16 protein-coding genes and 1 pseudogene are annotated in these 17,890 nt (G+C 72.7%); 2 read left to right on the plus strand and 15 right to left on the minus strand.

Annotation, left to right across the window (positions count from 1 at the left end):
• Positions 1–22: 22 nt before the first annotated feature.
• The gene (locus tag ACIBK8_RS21775) at positions 23–1,309 is read right to left on the minus strand and encodes an adenylosuccinate synthase (RefSeq protein WP_227047088.1); all 1,287 of its coding nucleotides are present in this window, start codon (positions 1,307–1,309) and stop codon (positions 23–25) included.
• 236 nt (positions 1,310–1,545) lie between these two features.
• Between ACIBK8_RS21775 and ACIBK8_RS21780 the strand changes: the two genes are divergently transcribed.
• The gene (locus ACIBK8_RS21780) at positions 1,546–2,478 is read left to right on the plus strand and encodes a hypothetical protein (protein ID WP_399043448.1); all 933 of its coding nucleotides are present in this window, start codon (positions 1,546–1,548) and stop codon (positions 2,476–2,478) included.
• Positions 2,479–2,527: 49 nt separating this feature from the next.
• Here ACIBK8_RS21780 and ACIBK8_RS21785 read toward each other — a convergent pair whose 3' ends face one another.
• The gene (locus ACIBK8_RS21785; protein WP_399043449.1) at positions 2,528–3,040 is read right to left on the minus strand and encodes a GbsR/MarR family transcriptional regulator; all 513 of its coding nucleotides are present in this window, start codon (positions 3,038–3,040) and stop codon (positions 2,528–2,530) included.
• A 129-nt stretch (positions 3,041–3,169) separates the two neighbouring features.
• On the opposite strand from ACIBK8_RS21785, the pseudogene ACIBK8_RS21790 reads away from it, so the two are divergent.
• Positions 3,170–3,349: pseudogene (locus tag ACIBK8_RS21790) on the plus strand (ATP-binding cassette domain-containing protein); the annotation flags it as partial.
• 286 nt (positions 3,350–3,635) lie between these two features.
• On the opposite strand, the gene ACIBK8_RS21795 reads toward ACIBK8_RS21790, so the two are convergent.
• The 13 genes from ACIBK8_RS21795 to ACIBK8_RS21855 all read right to left on the minus strand — a co-directional run bounded on the left by ACIBK8_RS21795 (position 3,636) and on the right by ACIBK8_RS21855 (position 17,867).
• Positions 3,636–4,292, minus strand: a complete 657-nt coding sequence (locus tag ACIBK8_RS21795) for a response regulator transcription factor (protein WP_227047091.1) — start codon at positions 4,290–4,292, stop codon at positions 3,636–3,638.
• The gene (locus ACIBK8_RS21800) at positions 4,289–5,629 is read right to left on the minus strand and encodes a sensor histidine kinase (RefSeq protein WP_399043450.1); all 1,341 of its coding nucleotides are present in this window, start codon (positions 5,627–5,629) and stop codon (positions 4,289–4,291) included. The genes ACIBK8_RS21795 and ACIBK8_RS21800 overlap by 4 nt, the downstream gene beginning before the upstream one ends.
• A gap of 129 nt (positions 5,630–5,758) precedes the next feature.
• Positions 5,759–6,592, minus strand: a complete 834-nt coding sequence (locus tag ACIBK8_RS21805; RefSeq protein ID WP_399043451.1) for an alpha/beta hydrolase — start codon at positions 6,590–6,592, stop codon at positions 5,759–5,761.
• A complete protein-coding gene (gene kynU / locus ACIBK8_RS21810) occupies positions 6,589–7,800 on the minus strand; it encodes a kynureninase (RefSeq protein WP_399043452.1) in 1,212 nt (403 codons plus the stop codon). The genes ACIBK8_RS21805 and kynU overlap by 4 nt, the downstream gene beginning before the upstream one ends.
• Entirely contained in the window at positions 7,793–8,707 is a 915-nt protein-coding gene (locus tag ACIBK8_RS21815) for a tryptophan 2,3-dioxygenase family protein (RefSeq protein WP_399043453.1), read from the minus strand. Before ACIBK8_RS21815 ends, kynU begins: the two co-directional genes overlap by 8 nt.
• A 271-nt stretch (positions 8,708–8,978) precedes the next feature.
• Positions 8,979–9,392 carry a DUF3151 domain-containing protein gene (locus tag ACIBK8_RS21820; RefSeq protein ID WP_393684045.1) on the minus strand — a complete coding sequence of 138 codons (414 nt, stop codon included), beginning with the start codon at positions 9,390–9,392 and terminating at the stop codon, positions 8,979–8,981.
• Positions 9,393–9,464: 72 nt separating this feature from the next.
• Entirely contained in the window at positions 9,465–10,997 is a 1,533-nt protein-coding gene (locus ACIBK8_RS21825; RefSeq protein WP_399043454.1) for an MFS transporter, read from the minus strand.
• 62 nt (positions 10,998–11,059) lie between these two features.
• The gene (locus tag ACIBK8_RS21830; protein WP_399043455.1) at positions 11,060–12,238 is read right to left on the minus strand and encodes a MalY/PatB family protein; all 1,179 of its coding nucleotides are present in this window, start codon (positions 12,236–12,238) and stop codon (positions 11,060–11,062) included.
• Between the two features lies 1 nt (position 12,239).
• Entirely contained in the window at positions 12,240–13,994 is a 1,755-nt protein-coding gene (gene malX / locus ACIBK8_RS21835) for a maltose/glucose-specific PTS transporter subunit IIBC (protein WP_399043456.1), read from the minus strand.
• 135 nt (positions 13,995–14,129) lie between these two features.
• A complete protein-coding gene (gene fbaA / locus ACIBK8_RS21840) occupies positions 14,130–15,152 on the minus strand; it encodes a class II fructose-bisphosphate aldolase (protein ID WP_393684051.1) in 1,023 nt (340 codons plus the stop codon).
• 167 nt (positions 15,153–15,319) lie between these two features.
• Positions 15,320–15,862, minus strand: a complete 543-nt coding sequence (pyrE, locus tag ACIBK8_RS21845; RefSeq protein ID WP_399043457.1) for an orotate phosphoribosyltransferase — start codon at positions 15,860–15,862, stop codon at positions 15,320–15,322.
• Between the two features lie 89 nt (positions 15,863–15,951).
• Positions 15,952–16,866: an aldose 1-epimerase gene (locus ACIBK8_RS21850; protein WP_399043458.1), complete on the minus strand. Its 915-nt coding sequence runs from the start codon at positions 16,864–16,866 to the stop codon at positions 15,952–15,954.
• A gap of 80 nt (positions 16,867–16,946) precedes the next feature.
• Complete coding sequence (locus tag ACIBK8_RS21855; protein ID WP_399043459.1) at positions 16,947–17,867, minus strand: SRPBCC domain-containing protein; 921 nt, start codon at positions 17,865–17,867, stop codon at positions 16,947–16,949.
• Between the last annotated feature and the right edge of the window lie 23 nt (positions 17,868–17,890).

The raw sequence follows: 17,890 nt of genomic DNA on the forward strand, positions 1-17,890 counted from the left end.
GAGCCGTCCCCGGAGCGTCACATCAGGACAGGAACGAGTTGATCTCGATCGTCTCGTCACGGCCGGGGCCGACGCCGATCGCGGAGATCGGCGCGCCCGACATCTCTTCCAGCGCCTTGACGTACGCCTGGGCGTTCTTCGGCAGGTCGGAGAAGGACTTCGCCTTGGTGATGTCCTCGGACCAGCCCGGCAGCATCTCGTAGACCGGCTTCGCGTGGTGGAAGTCGCTCTGGCTGTAGGGCAGTTCCTCGACGCGCTTGCCGTCGATCTCGTAGGCCACGCAGACCGGGATCTGCTCCCAGCCGGTGAGCACGTCGAGCTTGGTGAGGAAGAAGTCGGTCAGGCCGTTGACGCGGGTCGCGTAGCGGGCGATGACCGCGTCGAACCAGCCGCAGCGCCGGTCACGGCCGGTGGTGACACCGCGCTCGCCGCCGATGGTGCGCAGCGCCTCGCCGTCCTTGTCGAACAGCTCGGTCGGGAACGGGCCCGCGCCGACCCGGGTGGTGTACGCCTTGAGGATGCCGATGACACGGTTGATCTTCGTCGGTCCGACACCGGCACCGGTGCAGGCGCCGCCCGCGGTCGGGTTCGACGAGGTAACGAAGGGGTACGTGCCGTGGTCGACGTCCAGGAGCGTGCCCTGGCCGCCCTCGAAGAGGACGACCTTGCCGTCGTCGATGGCGTTGTTCAGCAGCAGCGTGGTGTCGGCGACGAAGCCCTTGAGCTGGTCGGCGTAGCTGAGCATCTCCTCGACAACCTGCTCCGCGACGATCGCGCGGTGGTTGTAGAGCTTGGCCAACACCTGGTTCTTGAAGTCGAGGGCCGCCTCGACCTTCTGGTGCAGAATCGACTCGTCGAAGAGGTCCTGCACGCGGATGCCGGTGCGGTTGATCTTGTCGGCGTAGGTCGGGCCGATGCCGCGGCCGGTGGTGCCGATCTTGCGCTTTCCGAGGAAGCGCTCGGTCACCTTGTCGACGGTGATGTTGTACGGCGTGATCAGGTGAGCGTTACCGCTGATCAGCAGCTTGGACGTGTCGACGCCGCGCTCGTTGAGTCCGCTCAGCTCGGAGAGCAGGACCGCAGGGTCGACGACGACGCCGTTGCCGATGACCGGGGTGCACCCCGGCGAGAGGATTCCGGAAGGGAGAAGGTGCAGCGCGTACTTCTGGTCGCCTACGACAACCGTGTGGCCGGCGTTGTTGCCGCCCTGGTAGCGCACCACATAGTCAACGGACCCACCGAGCAGATCGGTGGCCTTTCCCTTGCCCTCATCACCCCACTGAGCACCGAGCAGCACAAGTGCGGGCACAGGCGTACACCCCTTCCGGGCGGGGCATGTCCAACGTGCGTGGATGGCGTGAGCATGCGGTCGCACGCGTACGTCATCACTGCAGCCGTCGAACCGGTGCCCCGGAATAGACGAAGCCCCTGGCGCAATAGCGCAAGGGGCTCTTGCACCGAGATGCTACCTGAGGAAGGACCGAGGTGTCGGCGCAGCCTTCTGGGCACTCTTCATCGGACCCCGTCCGGGGGAACCCCCTGCTCGTGGTCATCGACCCCGCCGCACGCAGCGCGGACGGCGAGTCCGTACGCATCGCGAAGGACGTCCTGTGCGCGGGAACGGAGGCGAAAATCTGCCTTCCCGACGGCCCGGACGAGTTCGCCCGGGTGCTCTCCCGGCGCGGCCAGCGGCGCCCGGTGGTCGTCGGCGACGATCTCGCGCTGCTGCGCGCCGTGCGGCTGCTGCACAGGGAACGCGAGCTGGCGCACGTCGCCGTGTCGGCGATCCCGGTCGGCGCCCCGGAGGCCGTCGCGCTGAGCCACGCGCTCGGCCTGCCGGCCGGCACGGTGGCCGCGGCGCGCGCGGTGCTGGACGGCGACGCGCGCACGCTCGACCTGCTCACGGACGACAGCGACGGCATTGTGCTGGGCGGTCTGCACCTGCCCTGCGGGGTCGGCGAGCCCGGCCGCGCGCACGGGGCGCAGGCGCCGGGGGCGGACCGTCAGCCGGCCGCGGGGGACGGCTCCGCGCCGGACGGCGACGGGCACCACCCGTGGTGGGAGCCGGCTGCGCGCACCGCCCGTACGGCGCTGTCCCTGCTGGCGGTGCCGACCGGGGGTCTGGGGGTCAGGCGGGCGCGCGTTCCGGCGCAGCGGCTGCGGATCGAGGCGGACGGCGTGGTACTCGCCGACCTGGACCGGCCGGTGCGCCGGGTCTCCGTGGTGCCGGGCGGGCGGCGGGGTGCCGACGGCGCGGCGGACGGGCCGCGGCCCGCGGGCGGTTCCGCCGACGGGCTGGCCGAGGTCGTGGTGCACTGGCCCGGCTCCGACCGGCCGGTGCACGCCCGCGCGCAGGCGGTGACGGTGTCGGGCCCCGACTTCCGCTACTTCGCGGACGCGCTGGCTGGCGGGCCGGTCAGGACCCGCACCTGGACGGTCCAGCCGGGGGCGTGGCGGTTGACCCTGCCCCGGCAGTGACCGGCGGGGCGCGGCCTGCGGCTCCGCCGCCGGGGCTGCCGCCTCGTGATCAACCGGCCTGGTCGGCCCGCATCCGGTCGCGGTGCTCGCGCCAGCGTCCCAGCAGGCCGGGCAGTTCCGCGTGCAGGAACTCGAAGAAGGCGAGGGTCTCGCGCATCCGGCGGCCCGCGGGGGAATCCTCGCCGAGGCTTTCGACGCCTTCCCGCAGGGTGGATTCCCAGCGGGTGACGACGCTGTCGCGGCGGGCCAGCGCCTCGTACCACTGGTCGCTGTGCACGCGGTAGCGGTCGCGGCGGGAGCCCGGCTCGCGCTCGCGGCTGACCATGTCGACCTGGGAGAGATAGCGGATCGCGCCGGAGACGGCGGCGGGGCTGACCTGGAGGCGCTCGCCCAGCTCGGCGGAGGTCAGGACGCCGGAGTCGGAGGCCAGCAGGCAGGCGAAGACCCGGGCTGACATGCGCTGCATGCCCGCGTCGACCATCTGCGCGGCGAACCGCTCGACGAACGTCGAGACCGCCTCGTCGTCGCGCGTGCCCGCGTCCTGCGCTCGCTTCTCGGTCATTTCCGCATCATCTCCCCTGATCAGAGCCACCCACCCCAACTTTATACGGTTTCTTAACTTCACAAATTTGTGAAACTAGCGTACCTTCGAAATCATGAAGCAGGCAACCGTCCCCGCTCCCGTGATCCGGTGGCCGGGCTCCACAAGTCATTCGGCCGCACCCACGCGCTGGACGGCCTCGACCTCGACGTCGAAGCCGGTGAGGTGCACGGCTTCCTCGGACCCAACGGCGCGGGGAAGTCCACCACCATCCGGGTCCTGCTGGGCCTGCTGCGCGCCGACCGCGGCACCGCCCCTCTGGCTCCTCGCCGTTGCCGCGGCAACCACCGCCGTGGGCCTGGCCGGCCTGCGCCGACGCGATAGGGGGTGAGGGTGCGGCGTGGGGTGAAGGCGCGGCGTGGGGTGAGGGGAGGTGGGGGGACGGAGGCAGGGAGGTGGGTGGGGAGGGGAGGGGGGAGGGGGCGGGGCCAAGGGGGAAGCGGAGCCCCAAGTCAGCCACCCGCAAAGTTATCCACAAGCTGTGGACGGCCCCGCCGCCCCAGCCCGAATCCCCCGCTCGCCCCACTCATCCCCACCCCCACCCGCCTCCCACCCCTCAACCCCCCGGCGTAACCAACCGCGCCTCATAGGCGAAGACCGCTGCCTGGGTGCGGTCGCGCAGGCCGAGTTTCACGAGTATCCGGCTGACGTGGGTCTTCACCGTCGATTCGGCCACGACCAGGTGCTCGGCGATCTCGCCGTTCGAGAGGCCCTGGGCGACCAGGACCAGCACCTCCGTCTCACGCTCCGTCAGATCACCGATGCGTTCCTGGGCGGGCGCACGGGGTGTGCCCAGCCGGGAGAACTCCGAGATCAGCCGCTTGGTCACGGTGGGGGCGAGCAGCGCCTCGCCGGAGGCGACGATGCGGACGCCCTCGGCGAGCTGGCCGGCCGACGCGTCCTTGAGCAGGAAGCCGCTCGCGCCGGACCTGAGCGCCTGGTAGACGTACTCGTCCAGGTCGAACGTGGTCAGCACCAGGACCTTGGCGTCCGCGTCGGCGGCGACGATCTCGCGGGTCGCCTCCAGGCCGTTCATCTCGGGCATCCGGATGTCCATCAGGACCACGTCGGGACGCAGCTCCGCGACCTTCGACACCGCCTGCCGCCCGTCGACCGCCTCGCCGATCACCTCGATGTCCGGCATGGCGTTGAGCAGAACGGAGAAGCCCTCACGGACCATCACCTGGTCGTCGACGATCAGTACCCGGATCATGCCGTTGCCTCCCCCGTCGCGGACACCGGAAGGAATGCCGCGACCTCGAAGCCGCCGTCCTCGGTGTGGTCGGCGGTCATTTCCCCGCCCAGCATCTGGACGCGTTCGCGCATCCCGAGCACACCGTGGCCCGCCCCTGGTGAGGGGGTGGCGAGCCGGCTGGGCTTGCCGTTGACGATACGCAGCCCGATGCCGCCCAGCACATAGGAGATCTCCACCCGCGCCTCGGCGCCCGGCGAGTGCCGCAGCGCGTTGCTCAGCGCCTCCTGCACGATCCGGTACGCGGACAGCTCGACGCCCTGCGGCAGCTGCCGGGTCGCGCCGGTGATCACCGCCTCGACGTTCAGGCCCGCGCCGCGCACGCTGTCCAGCAGCGAGTCGAGGTGGGCCAGGGTGGGCTGCGGAGCCTCCGGGTCGCTCTCCACGAACGCGTCCGGGTCCTCGGAGCGCACGACGCCGAGGATGCGGCGCAGTTCGGTGAGCGCGGCGACCGCGTTCTCGCGGATGGTCGCGAAGGAGGTGGCCAGCTCGGGCGGGGTGTGCTCGACGCGGTAGGGGGCGGCCTCGGCCTGAATGGCGATGACCGACATGTGGTGCGCGACGACGTCGTGGAGTTCGCGGGCGATGGTGGCGCGTTCTTCCAGCAGGGTGCGGCGGGAGCGTTCCTCGGCGGTGACCGTCTGCGTCTCGACGACCTGCTTGCGCTCCTCGCGCCAGGCGCGGATCGCGCCGGCCGACACCAGGACGACGGCGGAGAAGAGCGCCATCGGCACCATCTCGCCGTCGGAGACTCCGGCCAGCATCGCCAGGACGCCCCCGGTGCCGATGGTGACCACCCACATCTCCAGGGCGAGCCGCGGCCGGGTGCGCAGCACGACCAGCGTCATCACCGCGAGGTGCGTGGCGAACGACATCTCGAACCACGGGCCGAGATCGACCGCGGTGGCCATCAGGGCGAGGCAGAACCCGGCGAACGACAGCCAGAAGGCCCCCACCGGGCGGAACAGGGTGATCACGATCGGGACGGAGACGAGCAGGCAGAAGCCGACCGAGAAGAGCGTCCGGAAGGTGCTTATGTCGCCGGTCGAGCTGAGCCCCAGCAGGAAGACCATCGTGGCGAAGAGGGTGACCGCGATGTGCGGAGCCCAGCGCACGTGCCGCCGCAGCCGCTCCGGCACCCACTGCCGCCAGCCCTTCACCCGGGCGTCGTCGAGCGGCAGCATCGGGCGGAAGGCGAAGGCGTCGACGAACAGGTCCTGGCGAAGGCGGTGCAGCGCGCCGCGGACTATTCGGGCCTCGGAGCGCAGGCTGCCCTGCGTCTGGGTCGTCTCGTTCACGTACCCAACGGTAAGCAGCCGCCCCGCGGAAGGCGTCCTCACCAGTGGGGATCTGCCGGGGTCCGCCTCAAGTACTACGGACGTCGGGCCGGGCCCCGCGGGGTCCGGGACCTGGCCCGACGTCCGTGGTCAGCCGGTGTGTGCCGCCGCGAGCAGTGCGCCGAGCAGGGTGCGGCAGGCCGGTGTCCCCGGGGTGACCGGGGCGTAGTGGCCCACTCCGGGCAGTTCGTGCAGCGTCGCCGCCGGGTGGCAGGCGGCGGCGAAGCGGCGGGACAGCTCCGGTGGCACCTCGCGGTCGTCGTCGCCGTGCAGGAGCGTCACGGGGACGCCCGCGGGCGGATGGCGTACCGGGTCGGCGGCGGCGATCCGTTCCGCGAGCCCGGGTCCTTCGCCGAGCAGCGCGGTCACCGCGTGGTCGCTCAGGCCGAGCCGGTGTGCGCCCGCGAGGTCGGCGACCGGCGCGACGGCGACCACCCGGCCGACGGCGGCGGGGCCGAGCCGGGCGGCGGCGAGCAGCGCGAGGTGGCCGCCCGCCGAATGCCCGACGAGCACCGGCCGCTCCCCCGGGGCACCGGCCGCCGCGCCCCCGCTCACCGCCCCTTCGGCAGTGGACTCCCCGGCCCCCGCGTCCCGTACGGCCGTCACCGAAGCCGTCACCGCGGCCGTCGCGTCGTCGAACGTGCGCGCCCCGCCGCCGCCCGCGCCCACCCTGCGGTACTCGGCGAGGGCGACCGGCAGCCCCTGCCCGGCCAGTGCGGCGGCGAGCGGCGAGAGGTGGCGCCGGTCGTAGGCGGCCCGCCAGAAACCGCCGTGGAAGAGCACGACCAGCGGCCCGCGCGCCGCACCGGCCGCTGGCGGGTACAGGTCGACGATCTGGTCGGGATGCGGTCCGTACGCCACCGTCCGCTCCGGCGCCACCGGGGCGAGTCCCAGCAGCGCCGCCTCCTCGTCCGCCGCGCTCACCCGCCGGCCCCCGCCTCCGGCCGCTCCCGCAGGATCTCGCCGAGCACCCCGGCGGCGCGTTCCACGTCCGCGAACGAGGTGTAGAGCGGGGTGAACCCGAAACGCAGCACGCCGGGACGGCGGTGGTCCCCGACGACCCCGCGCCGGGTCAGCTCCGTCATCACCTCGCCCGCGTCGGCGCACTCCAGGGATACCTGGCTGCCGCGCCGCCGGTGTTCGGACGGTGTGAGGGAACGGACCCGCCCGGCCGGTACGTATGCGGCGACGCAGTCGAGGAAGAAGTCGCTCAGGGCCAGGCTCTTGGTCCGTACGTCCTCGATGGCGACGCCGTCCCAGACGCCGAGCGCCGCTTCCAGCGCGAGCATCGACAGGATGTCGGGGGTGCCGACCCGGCCGCGCACGATGCCGTCGGCCGGGGCGTAGTCCGGTTCCATCCCGAACGGCTCGGTGTGGGAGTTCCAGCCGGGCAGCGGCGAGTCGAAGCGCTCCTGGAGGCTCTCGCGCACGTACAGGTACGCGGGCGCGCCGGGCCCGCCGTTGAGGTACTTGTACGTGCAGCCGACGGCGAGATCGACGCCGTGGGTGTCCAGGCCGACCGGCAGGGCCCCGGCGCTGTGGCAGAGGTCCCAGACGGCCAGCGCGCCCGCGGAGTGCAGGGCGGTGGTGATGGCGGGCAGGTCGTTGAGCCGGCCGGTGCGGTAGTCGACGTGGTTGACCAGGGCCAGCGCGGTGCGTTCGGTGACCTCGTCGGCGATCCGCGCGGGTTCCACCGGCCGCACCGCGAGGCCCGTCATCCGGGCAGCCGACCTGGCGATGTAGCCGTCGGTCGGGAAGGTCGTGGCGTCGACGAGGATCTCCGTGCAGCCGCGGCCCGCCATCCGTACTCCGGCGACCACCGCCTTGAAGATGTTGACGCTGGTGGAGTCGCCCACCACGACGCGTCCCGGTGCCGCCCCGACGAGCGGCGCGATGCGGTCGCCGATCCGTTCCGGGGCGCTCCACCAGCCGCTTTCGGTCCAGGAGCGGATCCGCAGCTCGCCCCATTCGCGGGCGACGACGTCCGCCAGCCGGGTTTGCACCGCTCGTGGCAGCGCGCCGAGCGAGTTGCCGTCGAGGTAGACCGTGTCGTCGAGGACGAAGTGCGCGCGGAGCGGGGCGAGCGGGTCGGCGGCATCGTGTGCCGTGGCCTGTGCGCGGTGATCAGACATGGCTGCGGGCCGTCCAGAGCTCGGGGAAGACGTTCTTGCGGGCCCGCTTCTCCAGCCAGGCCACACCGGCGGAACCGCCGGTGCCCATCTTGGCGCCCATGGCCCGCCGGGTCGCGACGAGATGGTCGTTGCGCCATCGCCAGACCAGTTCGGCGACGTCCGTGAGTGTCTCGCCGAGTACGACCAGTTCGGAGTCCTGCGGGCCGGTGTAGATCTCGGCCCAGACGGCTTCGACCGCCGGGTCGGGTGCGTAGCGCTCGGCCGGGTCGCGTTCCAGGACGGCGGCGGGCACGGCGTGGCCGCGGCGGGCCAGCAGCCGCAGTACCTCGTCCCACAGGCTCGGTTCCTGGAGTGCCTTCTCCAGTTCGGCGTACTCCCGGGGTGCGCCGCGGTGCGGCACCAGCATGGACGGGGACTTCTCGCCGAGCAGGAACTCCAGCCGCCGGTACATCGCGGACTGGAATCCCGATCCCTCGCCGAGTGCGCTGCGGTAGGCGTTGAACTGGGCGGGAGTGAGGCGGGCGAGCGGCTTCCACGCGGCGTTGAGCGCTTCCAGCTCGTGGGTGGAGCGCTCCAGTGCGTCCCGCGCCACCGTCAGGTCGTCGCGCCGCAGGGCGTCGGCGGCGGTCTGCCACTCGTGGACGATGACGGTGAACCACAGCTCCATGACCTGGGTGGTCACCAGGAAGACCATCTCGCCGGGGTCGTCGGAGAGCGGATGCTGCAGGTGGGTGAGGACGCCGGCCTGGACGTAGTCCTCGTACGGGGTGGTGGTGACGCTGCCGATGCTCAGGTCGGGCGCGAACGGCGCGGTCCCGGGCGGGCCTTCGTCGGGCGCCGCGGCTGCGGGAGCGTCGGTCCCGGAGGGCGAAGGGTGCCCGTTTCCGGACGGCGAAGGATGCGACATGAGGGACTCCTCAGGCTGCGAACTCCGGGTAGCGGTCCGCCCCTTCCTGGTCGGCTCGGGAGCCCCGGTCCCCTCGGGCGCGGGTTGACCCGCCCCTCTCGCATCATCGGCCTTGCACACCGGCCACGCAAGAGCCGGTTCCACTCATCTGTCCGCTTCTTCACCACCGGGCACAGGCGCCACCTGGGGGACGCGGGCCCCGGCCGCCCCGCGGATGTCCCGGCCGCGCGGGCCGGGGCACCCGCGTCGGCGGGTTCGGGAGAGGCGGGGTTCAGGAGAGCGTGTCCGCCGCGGTGGGCGAGGAGTCGCGCAGGAACGTCGCGCAGCGCTCGTATTCCTCGTCCTCGCCGATCGCCTGCGCCGCGCGGGCGAGGGCGTGCAGGGCGCGCAGGAAACCGCGGTTCGGCTCGTGCTCGAACGGCACCGGGCCGTGCCCCTTCCAACCGGCCCGGCGCAGCGCGTCCAGGCCGCGGTGGTAGCCGGTGCGGGCGTACGCGTAGGACTCGACGGTCCGGCCGCCCTGGAACGCGTCGTCGGCGAGCTGCGCCCAGGCCAGCGACGAGGTGGGGTACTTCGCGGCGACGTCGGCGGGTGCCGCGCCGGAGGCGAGCAGTTCGCGCGGGCCCGGGTCGTCGGGCAGGTGGGTCGGGGGCGGTCCCCCGAGCAGGTTCTCGTGAATGGCCATGCTCCAAGTCTGCCTGCTCCGTGCGGGGGGCCTTCGCGCGCCCGCCCCGCTGCCGCGGCCGGTGGCCGGAACCTACCGCCCGTCCCCGCCCGCCGTGTGGGGTGCCTCGCCGGGGTCGAGCGGCGGGGCGCTGACCCCGCAGTGGTAGGTGCACTCCGCGTGGCAGGGCTCCTGCGGCTGGGCCTCGGTGCCGTGCAGTACGTCGCTGCGCACCGTCAGCCAGGCGATCAGCGCGCCGGCCAGGAGGACGCCGGCGCACAGCGGCATCGCGCGCCGGAAGGTTGCCGCGAACTCGTCGGCGGAGCGGTACGCGTCGGGGCCCATCCCGGCCAGCAGCGGCAGCGCGGCCACCGCGATCAGGCCGGCGGCGCGTGCCGCCGCGTTGTTGATGCCGCTGGCGAGGCCGGCCCGGTCCACGTCGACCGAGGCGAGCACGGTCGAGGTGAGCGGGGCGACCAGCGTCACCATGCCGGCGCCCAGTACCAGCAGCGCGGGCAGCACATCGGCCGGATACGACGCCGCCGGTCCCACCCGCATCATCAGCAGCATGCCGGCGGCGCACAGTACCGGGCCGACGGTGAGCGGGATGCGCGGCCCGATGCGTGCGCCCAGTTCGCCGGAGCGGGCGGACAGCAGCAGCATCAGCACGGTCGTCGGCAGCAGCGCCGTGCCGGCCGCCAGCGCCGAATAGCCCGCCACGACCTGGAGTTGGAGTACCGACAGGAAGAAGAAGCCGCCGAACGCGGCGTAGACGCACACCGTCACGGCGTTGATCGCGGTGAACTGCCGTACGGCGAAGATCGCGGGCGGCAGCATCGGGTCCGGACGCCGCCGCTCCACCCGCACGAAGACCACGCCGAGCAGCACCCCGGCGAGGGCGGGGACGATCACCCAGGCCGAGGCGCCCCGGTCCGGGGCGGCGATCAGCGCGTAGGTCACCCCGGCCAGTGCCAGCGCTCCCAGCACCGCGCCCGGCACGTCGAACCCGCGGCGCCCGGCCGCGCCCCGCTCCCGTGTCTCCGGGACGTGCCGCAGCGCGACGGGCACGCACACCGCGGCCAGCGGCACGTTCAGGAGGAACACCCAGCGCCAGCCGGGCCCGTCCACCAGCCAGCCGCCGACGAACGGGCCGACCGCCGCTGCCACGCCGCCGAGCCCGGACCAGGCGCCGACCGCCCGCGCCCGGTCGTCCGGGTGGAACACCGCCTGGATCAGCGCCAGCGAGCCCGGGGTGAGCAGCGCCCCGCCGGCGCCTTGGAGCGCGCGGGCCGCGATCAGCACCCCCGAGGTCGGCGCGAGTCCGCACAGCAGCGAGGCCACGGCGAACCACACCACGCCGGTCACGAAGATGCGCCGCCTGCCGTAGCGGTCGCCCAGCGCGCCGCCGAGCAGGATCAGCGAGGCGAGGGTGAGCATGTACGCGGTCACCGTCCATTGCAGGACCGCGAGATCCGCGTTGAGGTCCGCGCCGATCCTGGGCAGCGCGACGTTGACGACGGTGCTGTCGAGCATCGCCATGCCCGACCCGAGTACGGCGGTCAGCAGCACCCAGCGGCCCTGGGCGGACGCCAGGCGGACGCCGCCGGGCAGGCTCGGCTCACTCATACCGTGAGCATGCCCGGATCCGGGTGCCGCCGCTCCTCGGGGCCGGTGGAGGTTCCGGCCGCTCAGCCGGTCCCGCGCAGCTTCGTCAGCGCCCGCACGAGCGCGTCCGTGCCGGCCTCGGCCTTGGTGCGCGGGCAGCCCGCGTTGAGCCGGACGTATCCCTCGCCGGCCGGCCCGTACGTCTCCCCCGGCATGATCGCCACGCCCTGGCGCTCGATCAGCTCGCGTTGCAGCGCCGCTCCGTCGACGCCCAGGGGTCGCAGGTCGATCCAGGCCAGGTAGCCGGCCTGCGGCGGCTCCCAGGCCAGTTCGGGGAAGGCCCCGTTGAGCCGGTCGGCGATGCCCCGCAGCGTGCCGTCCAGGTAGCCGCGCAGCGCGTCCAGCCAGGGCGCGCCCTGCCGGTAGGCCGCGATGTGGGCGACGACGGAGAGCACGGCGGGCGAGGACAGTCCGTCCGCGTCCTTGAGCCGGTGCAGATACGCGTCGCGGTCCGCGTCGCTGCCGACGAGGGCGTAGGAGCCGGTCAGCGCGGGGATGTTGAACGCTTTGGAGGCGGAGGTGACCTGGGCCCAGCGGCCACTGCCGAACCGGGCCCAGGGCAGGTGCGGGTGGCCGTCGCCCGCCAGGTCGGAGTGGATCTCGTCGCTGATCACCGCGACGCCGTGCCGTGCGCACAGGCCGGCCATCCGCGTCAGCTCGGCCTGCGTCCAGACGTGCCCTGTCGGGTTGTGCGGAGAGCACAGCAGCAGTACCGACGAGTCGGGCAGCGCCAGCAGCCGGGCCAGTTCGGCGTCGTCGCCCAGCGGGCAGCCGCGCAGTTCCCTGCCGTGCGCGGCGATGGTTTTGGGGAACGCGTCGTAGGCGGGGGTGTGGACGACGACGCCGTCGCCGGGCCGTGACCACATCCGCAGCAGCTGCGACACCTGGTAGATCACCGAGGGGCCGTAGACGATGCGGTTCTCGTCGATGGCGGTGGCGTACCGCGTGGCGTACCAGTGGGAGACGGCGGAGAGGAAGTCGTCGTGGCGCCAGCGGCTGTAGCCGAGGACGCCGTGCTCCAGCCGGCCGCGGAGCGCGGCCAGCACTTCGGGGGCGGTTTCGAAGTCCATGTCGGAAATGGTGAACGGCAGCAGTCCCGGCTTTCCGAAGCGGTCCTCGACGAAGTCCCACTGGGTGCACCAGGTGCCGTGCCGGTCGACGGGGGTGCCGAAGTCGTAGCGGGTGCCGTGTGCGGACGTCATGTCAGCGCGCCGGGACGAGGAGGGCGATGGCGTCCTTCACGGACTGCACCTGGGGGCCGATGATCACCTGCACAGTGTGCCGGTCGAGCCTGACCACTCCCACCGCGCCGAGCTTCTTCAGACGCGCCTCGTCCAGCAGCCCGGCGTCGGCCACGGACATCCGCAGCCTGGTGATGCAGTTGTCCAGCGACCTGATGTTGCCGGCCCCGCCGAGCGCCGCGAGGATCGCCACCGGGTCGTACTTCCCCGCCACCAGCGGTGCGGCGGGCGGCGCCTGGTCCCCGGTGCCCGGCCCGTCGGCCGGTCCTGATGCGCTCGGTGCCGGTCCTGATGCGCCACCCGCGGCACCTTCATCCGATGCATCCGGTTCATCCGGCTCTTCCCGGCCCGGTGTGCGCAGGTCGAACCGCTTGATCGCCCACCGGAAGAGGACGTAGTACCCGCCGAACCAGACGGCGGCGATGACGGGGACGAGGTACCACTTCGTGGTGGTGCCCTGGAGGACGCCGAAGACGAACAGGTCGATCAGGTTGCCGTCGGTGTTGCCGATGCGGACGCCGAGTACGGCCGCGGTCAGGAAGCCGAGGCCGACGAGGACCGCGTGCAGCAGATACAGCCAGGGCGCGAGGAACAGGAAGAGGAACTCCAGCGGCTCGGTCACCCCGCCCACCGCGCAGGCCACCACGCCGGAGAGCAGCAGCGCCTTGGTCTGCGGGCGCATCGCCCGGCGCGCGCAGTGGTGCATCGCGAGCGCGGCACCGGGCAGTCCGCCCAGGTAGGCGGGCATCTTGCCCTGGGAGAGGAAGTGCGTGGCGGTGTCCGCGGCGCCGGAGGGGGTGGCGCAGGACAGCTGGGCGTAGAAGAGGTTCAGGGCGCCGCTGAGGTGCTTGCCGCAGACCTCTCCCGCGCCGCCCGCGTCGGTGAAGCGGAACATCGCGACGAGGATGTGGTGCAGGCCGACGGGCCGCAGCAGCACCTCGCCGGTGCCGAAGAAGAACGGCCCGAAGACGCCGGTGTGCCCGATCCCCTCGCCGAGAGCGGCTATCCAGCCGTTGAGCGTGGGCCACACCAGCGGCACCAGCAGGCCGAGGACGCTGAGCACCAGCGCCGAGACGATCGGCACGCACCGCAGCCCGCCGAAGAAGGCCAGCGCGTCGGGCATCCGCTGGGTGCGAAAGCGCCGGTGGAGCAGGCCGACGACGATGCCCACCGCGACCGCGCCGAGCAGTCCGGTGTCGATCGATTCCACGCCGAGCACCTCGGCGACGCCGTAGTGCGCCTTGTCGGCGTCGGATGTGACGCCCTTGGCGGTCAGGAAGAAGTTCACCGCGAGGTTCATCGAGGCGAAGCCGACGAAGCCGGAGAACGCCGCGACGCCCTTGTCCTGACGGGCCAGGCCGAGCGGGATCGCCATGGCGAAGAGCACCGGCAGGAACGTGAAGGCGACCTGCCCGGTGTGCGCCATCCACGTGAAGACGATCCGGCAGGCGTCGGCCTTCAGGAAGGGCAGGTTGCCGGTGACGGACGCGCTGGAGAGCGAGCTGCCGACGCCGAGCATGATGCCGCAGAACGCCAGCAGCGCGACCGGCAGCATGAAGGTCTTGCCGAGCCCCTGGAGGAAGTCCCACAGCGCGGCCCCGGCCCGGCCGCCGCGCCGTGCCGGGCCGTCTCCTGGCGTGCCGTCACCGGGCGGCTGCGGCGGCCTGCCGCCCTCCCCGTCCGCGTCCCGTACCGACGTGCCCTGCGCAGCTCCCATGGCTTCTCCCACGCCCTTCGCCGGGCCCGGCGCCCTCGTCGCCGAGCGGAGCCACAGGGTCGCAGGTCGCCGTCGGGTACGCGGAAGGGCTCCGCATCCCGGACGGATGCGGAGCCCTTCGTCAGCGGTGGGCGCTTACTTGATCCTGGTCCCCGTGGAACGCAGGTTGGCGCACGCCTCGGTGACCCGCCGGGCCATGCCGGCCTCGGCCAGCTTGCCCCAGCTGCGCGGGTCGTAGACCTTCTTGTTGCCGACCTCGCCGTCGACCTTCAGGACGCCGTCGTAGTTGCGGAACATGTGGTCCGCGATCGGGCGGCTGAAGGCGTACTGGGTGTCGGTGTCCAGGTTCATCTTGACCACGCCGTTCTCCAGCGCGGTGGCGATCTCCTGCTCGGTGGAGCCGGAGCCGCCGTGGAAGACGAAGTCGAACGGAGACGTCTTGCCGTACTTGGCGCCCACGCCCTCCTGGAGGTCCTTGAGCAGCTCGGGGCGGAGCACGACGTTGCCCGGCTTGTAGACGCCGTGGACGTTGCCGAAGGACGCGGCCAGCAGGTAGCGGCCCTTCTCGCCCAGGCCGAGCGCCTCGGCGGTGCGCAGCGCGTCGTCGACGGTGGTGTACAGCTCGTCGTTGATCTCGTGGGTGACGCCGTCCTCCTCGCCACCGGTCGGGGTGATCTCGACCTCAAGGATGATCTTGGCGGCGGCGGCCTTGGCGAGCAGCTCCTGGCCGATGGCCAGGTTGTCCGCCAGGGTCTCGGCCGAGCCGTCCCACATGTGCGACTGGAACAGCGGGTTCTGGCCCTTGGCGACCCGCTCGGCGGAGACGTCGATCAGCGGGCGGACGTAGCCGTCCAGCTTGTCCTTGGGGCAGTGGTCGGTGTGCAGCGCAACGGTGATGTCGTACTTGGCGGCCACGACGTGCGCGAACTCGGCGAGCGCGACGGCGCCGGTCACCATGTCCTTGTTGTGCTGTCCGCCCAGGAACTCCGCACCGCCGGTGGAGATCTGGATGATGCCGTCGCTCTCGGCCTCGGCGAAACCACGCAGCGCTGCGTGCAGAGTCTGCGTCGAGGTCACGTTGATGGCCGGGTAGGCGAACTTGCCCGCCTTCGCCCGGTCGAGCATCTCGTTGTAGACCTCGGGAGTTGCGATGGGCATCTGTCCGCTCCTTGTGAAGTACGGGTGTGCGTTCTTGGCCCTGACCAGGGGGCGACGGCATCGCCGTCCTCATCTTCCCAGACGCGGTCGTTTGCTCCGCGTCACCTGCGGGACGGGACGACGCGACGGGGTGGCGGTTTCACGTGAAACCGCCACCCCCGGCAGCGTCAGGCGAGGCCGAGGTCGTCCAGCCGGTAGCCGGTGAGGTAGGGCAGGCCGGCCTCGGCGATGGCCGAAGCGGCACCGCGGTCGACGATCGTCGCGACCGCGACGACCTCGGCGCCTGCCTCGCGGGCCGCCTCGACCGCGGTCAGCGGCGAGCCGCCGGTGGTGGAGGTGTCCTCGACGACCAGCACCCGGCGGCCCGTGATGTCCGGGCCCTCGATACGGCGCTGCATGCCGTGCGTCTTCTGCGCCTTGCGGACGACGAACGCGTCCAGGCGCTGCCCGCGGGCGGCCGAGGCGTGCAGCATCGAGGCCGCGACGGGGTCGGCGCCGAGCGTCAGACCGCCGACCGCGTCGTAGTCCAGGTCGGCGGTGAGGTCCAGCATCAGCTGACCGACCAGCGGCGAGGCCGCGCCGTCCAGGGTGATCCGGCGCAGGTCGATGTAGTAGTCGGCTTCCTTGCCGGAGGAAAGCGTCACCTTGCCGTGCACCACGGCCTTGTCCTTGATCTGCTGCAGCAGCGCGCCGCGTACGTCCTCGGTCATGCGCACGAGCTTAAAGGAGCGCTCCCGGGAGGCCGCCGCCGCACGAGCCGGTGACCGGGACGGCCGCCGGTGCGCGGCAGGGACGGGGCTCAGCCGAGCTTCCGCCAGCTCCAGGTGGTGGAGATCTCCAGCGGGTCGATGGGGGTGACCAGGCGCGGCAGGGTGTTGAGGCCGTTGGGCGGCCCGGACTGCGGCTCGACGCAGACCGCGGCCTCCTGCTCGTCGTAGATCACGACCCACTCCGCGCGGCTGGTGATCTTCAGTTCCAGACGGCCGGGCCAGGTCACCGTCACGTCCACGCCCTGCGGCATCCCGAAGCAGTCGTCCCAGACGCCGGGAACGGGGTGGCCCCTGCTCGACCGGAGCAGCGAGTCGGGGGAGGGGTCGATCCGGCGGCCGGTGGGGAGGTGGTCGTCCCCGCGCTCCTCCTGCCAGGCGGCGTCGAAGTCGAGCCGGACACCGGAGCTGCTGCCGCCGGCCGCCTCGTCGCCCGGTGCCACGCCGAGGTGCCGTACGAACCAGGGGTGCCAGCCGGCCTGTGCGGGGAAGGAGTCGCCGGTCGCCTCGACCCCCATGGTCAGGGTGAGCGAGCCGCCGCCGTCGGCCAGTTCGACCAGCTGGGTGACGGTTCCCGGGTACGGCCAGGGGGCCGCGGGGTCGGTGAGGTCGTAGGTGAAGGCGGCCGATGCCGCGTCGGCGCGGGCGGTCTTCCAGCGGAGGTCGCGGCCGGTGCCGTGGATGGCGTGCGGCGGGGAGTTGACCGGCATCCGGTGCAGCTCGGCGCCGTTGCGGAACCGGCCGTGCTCGATCCGGCCGCACCACGGGACCATCGGGAAACAGCCGTACTTCGCGCCCTGCCGCAGCAGTTCGACGCCGCCGACGCGCAGGCTGCCGATCCGGCAGCCTGCGTCCGGATGGACGGTCAACTCGGCGTCTCCGGCGGCCAGCCGTACACCGGTGTCCTGCGCCTGCGCCGCGCTCTGCGTGGGGTTGTCGGTGCTCACGGAAACGACCCTAACGGTGCGCGGCACCGCCCGCCGCGGCACGGGGCGGGCGGTGGAGGTGCGCGTCCGCCGGACGCGCGTCAGCGGCGGCGGCGCAGCACCCGGCCGACGACCACCGCCGACGCCAGCACCACGGCCGCCGCCGGCGCCGCCCAACGCAGCACCGCCGAGGTGCCGTGCGCCTCGGGCACCGGGACCGGCGCGTACCGGCCGCGCGGCGGGGCGTGGTCGACCTCCTCCGCGCTGCGTCCGATCATCGTGCGCCGCGCGTGCGCGGCCTCGGCGGGTGCGTCCTCGTCGTCGTCCTCGCCGTCGTAGGTCTCCCCGTCGTACGTCTGCCCGTCGTAGTTCTCGCCGTCGAAGACCGTGCCGTCGTACATCGCCGCGGCGTCCGCGTCGCTGTGCGGGTCGAGCGACGGCGGCGGCACCTCGACGTCGAACACGCCGCTGTGCGGAGGGTCGGACGGGGCGGAGTCGGCCGCGGGGTCGGGGTGCGCGTCCGTCGGCGTCTTCGTGCCATCGGCCGCGCCCGCCGCGGTGTCAGGCAGCGGGTGCTGTGCCAGGTCGGCGGCGAGGTTGGCGGCGAACTTGTCCAGCAGCCGGCGGCCCGCCGTCCGTGCCGCCTGGCCGGTGATCCCGGCGAGCCGGCCCCCGCTGCGCAGCGTGCCGGAACACCGCAGCGTGGTGCCGGGGCCCGGCTCCGTGGCCGGGGCGATGCGTACGTCGAGGGTCAGCGTCACGGTGCCGTCGCCGCGCGCCTCCGTGCCGTGCGCCTCGATGGTCACGGCTGCGGCGCCCTGCTCCTCGCCCGCCGCACCCGCGGAGACGGACAGCGCGCCGCGGTAGGTGATGGTGGAGCCGCCGATGCGGAGCCGCAGCCGGCCCTGGGGGCGGTGCGGGACGGTATCGGCGTCGAGCTGGACTCCGGGGACGCAGCGCGCCACCCGCGGCGGCTCGGTGAGAGCCTGCCGCACGGTCCCGGCGGGAAACGGAACGTACATCTCATGCTCCATGACACGGGAGC

This window comes from Streptomyces sp. NPDC050161 (assembly GCF_044460025.1).
In the GTDB taxonomy this organism is placed as follows: Bacteria; Actinomycetota; Actinomycetes; order Streptomycetales; family Streptomycetaceae; genus Streptomyces.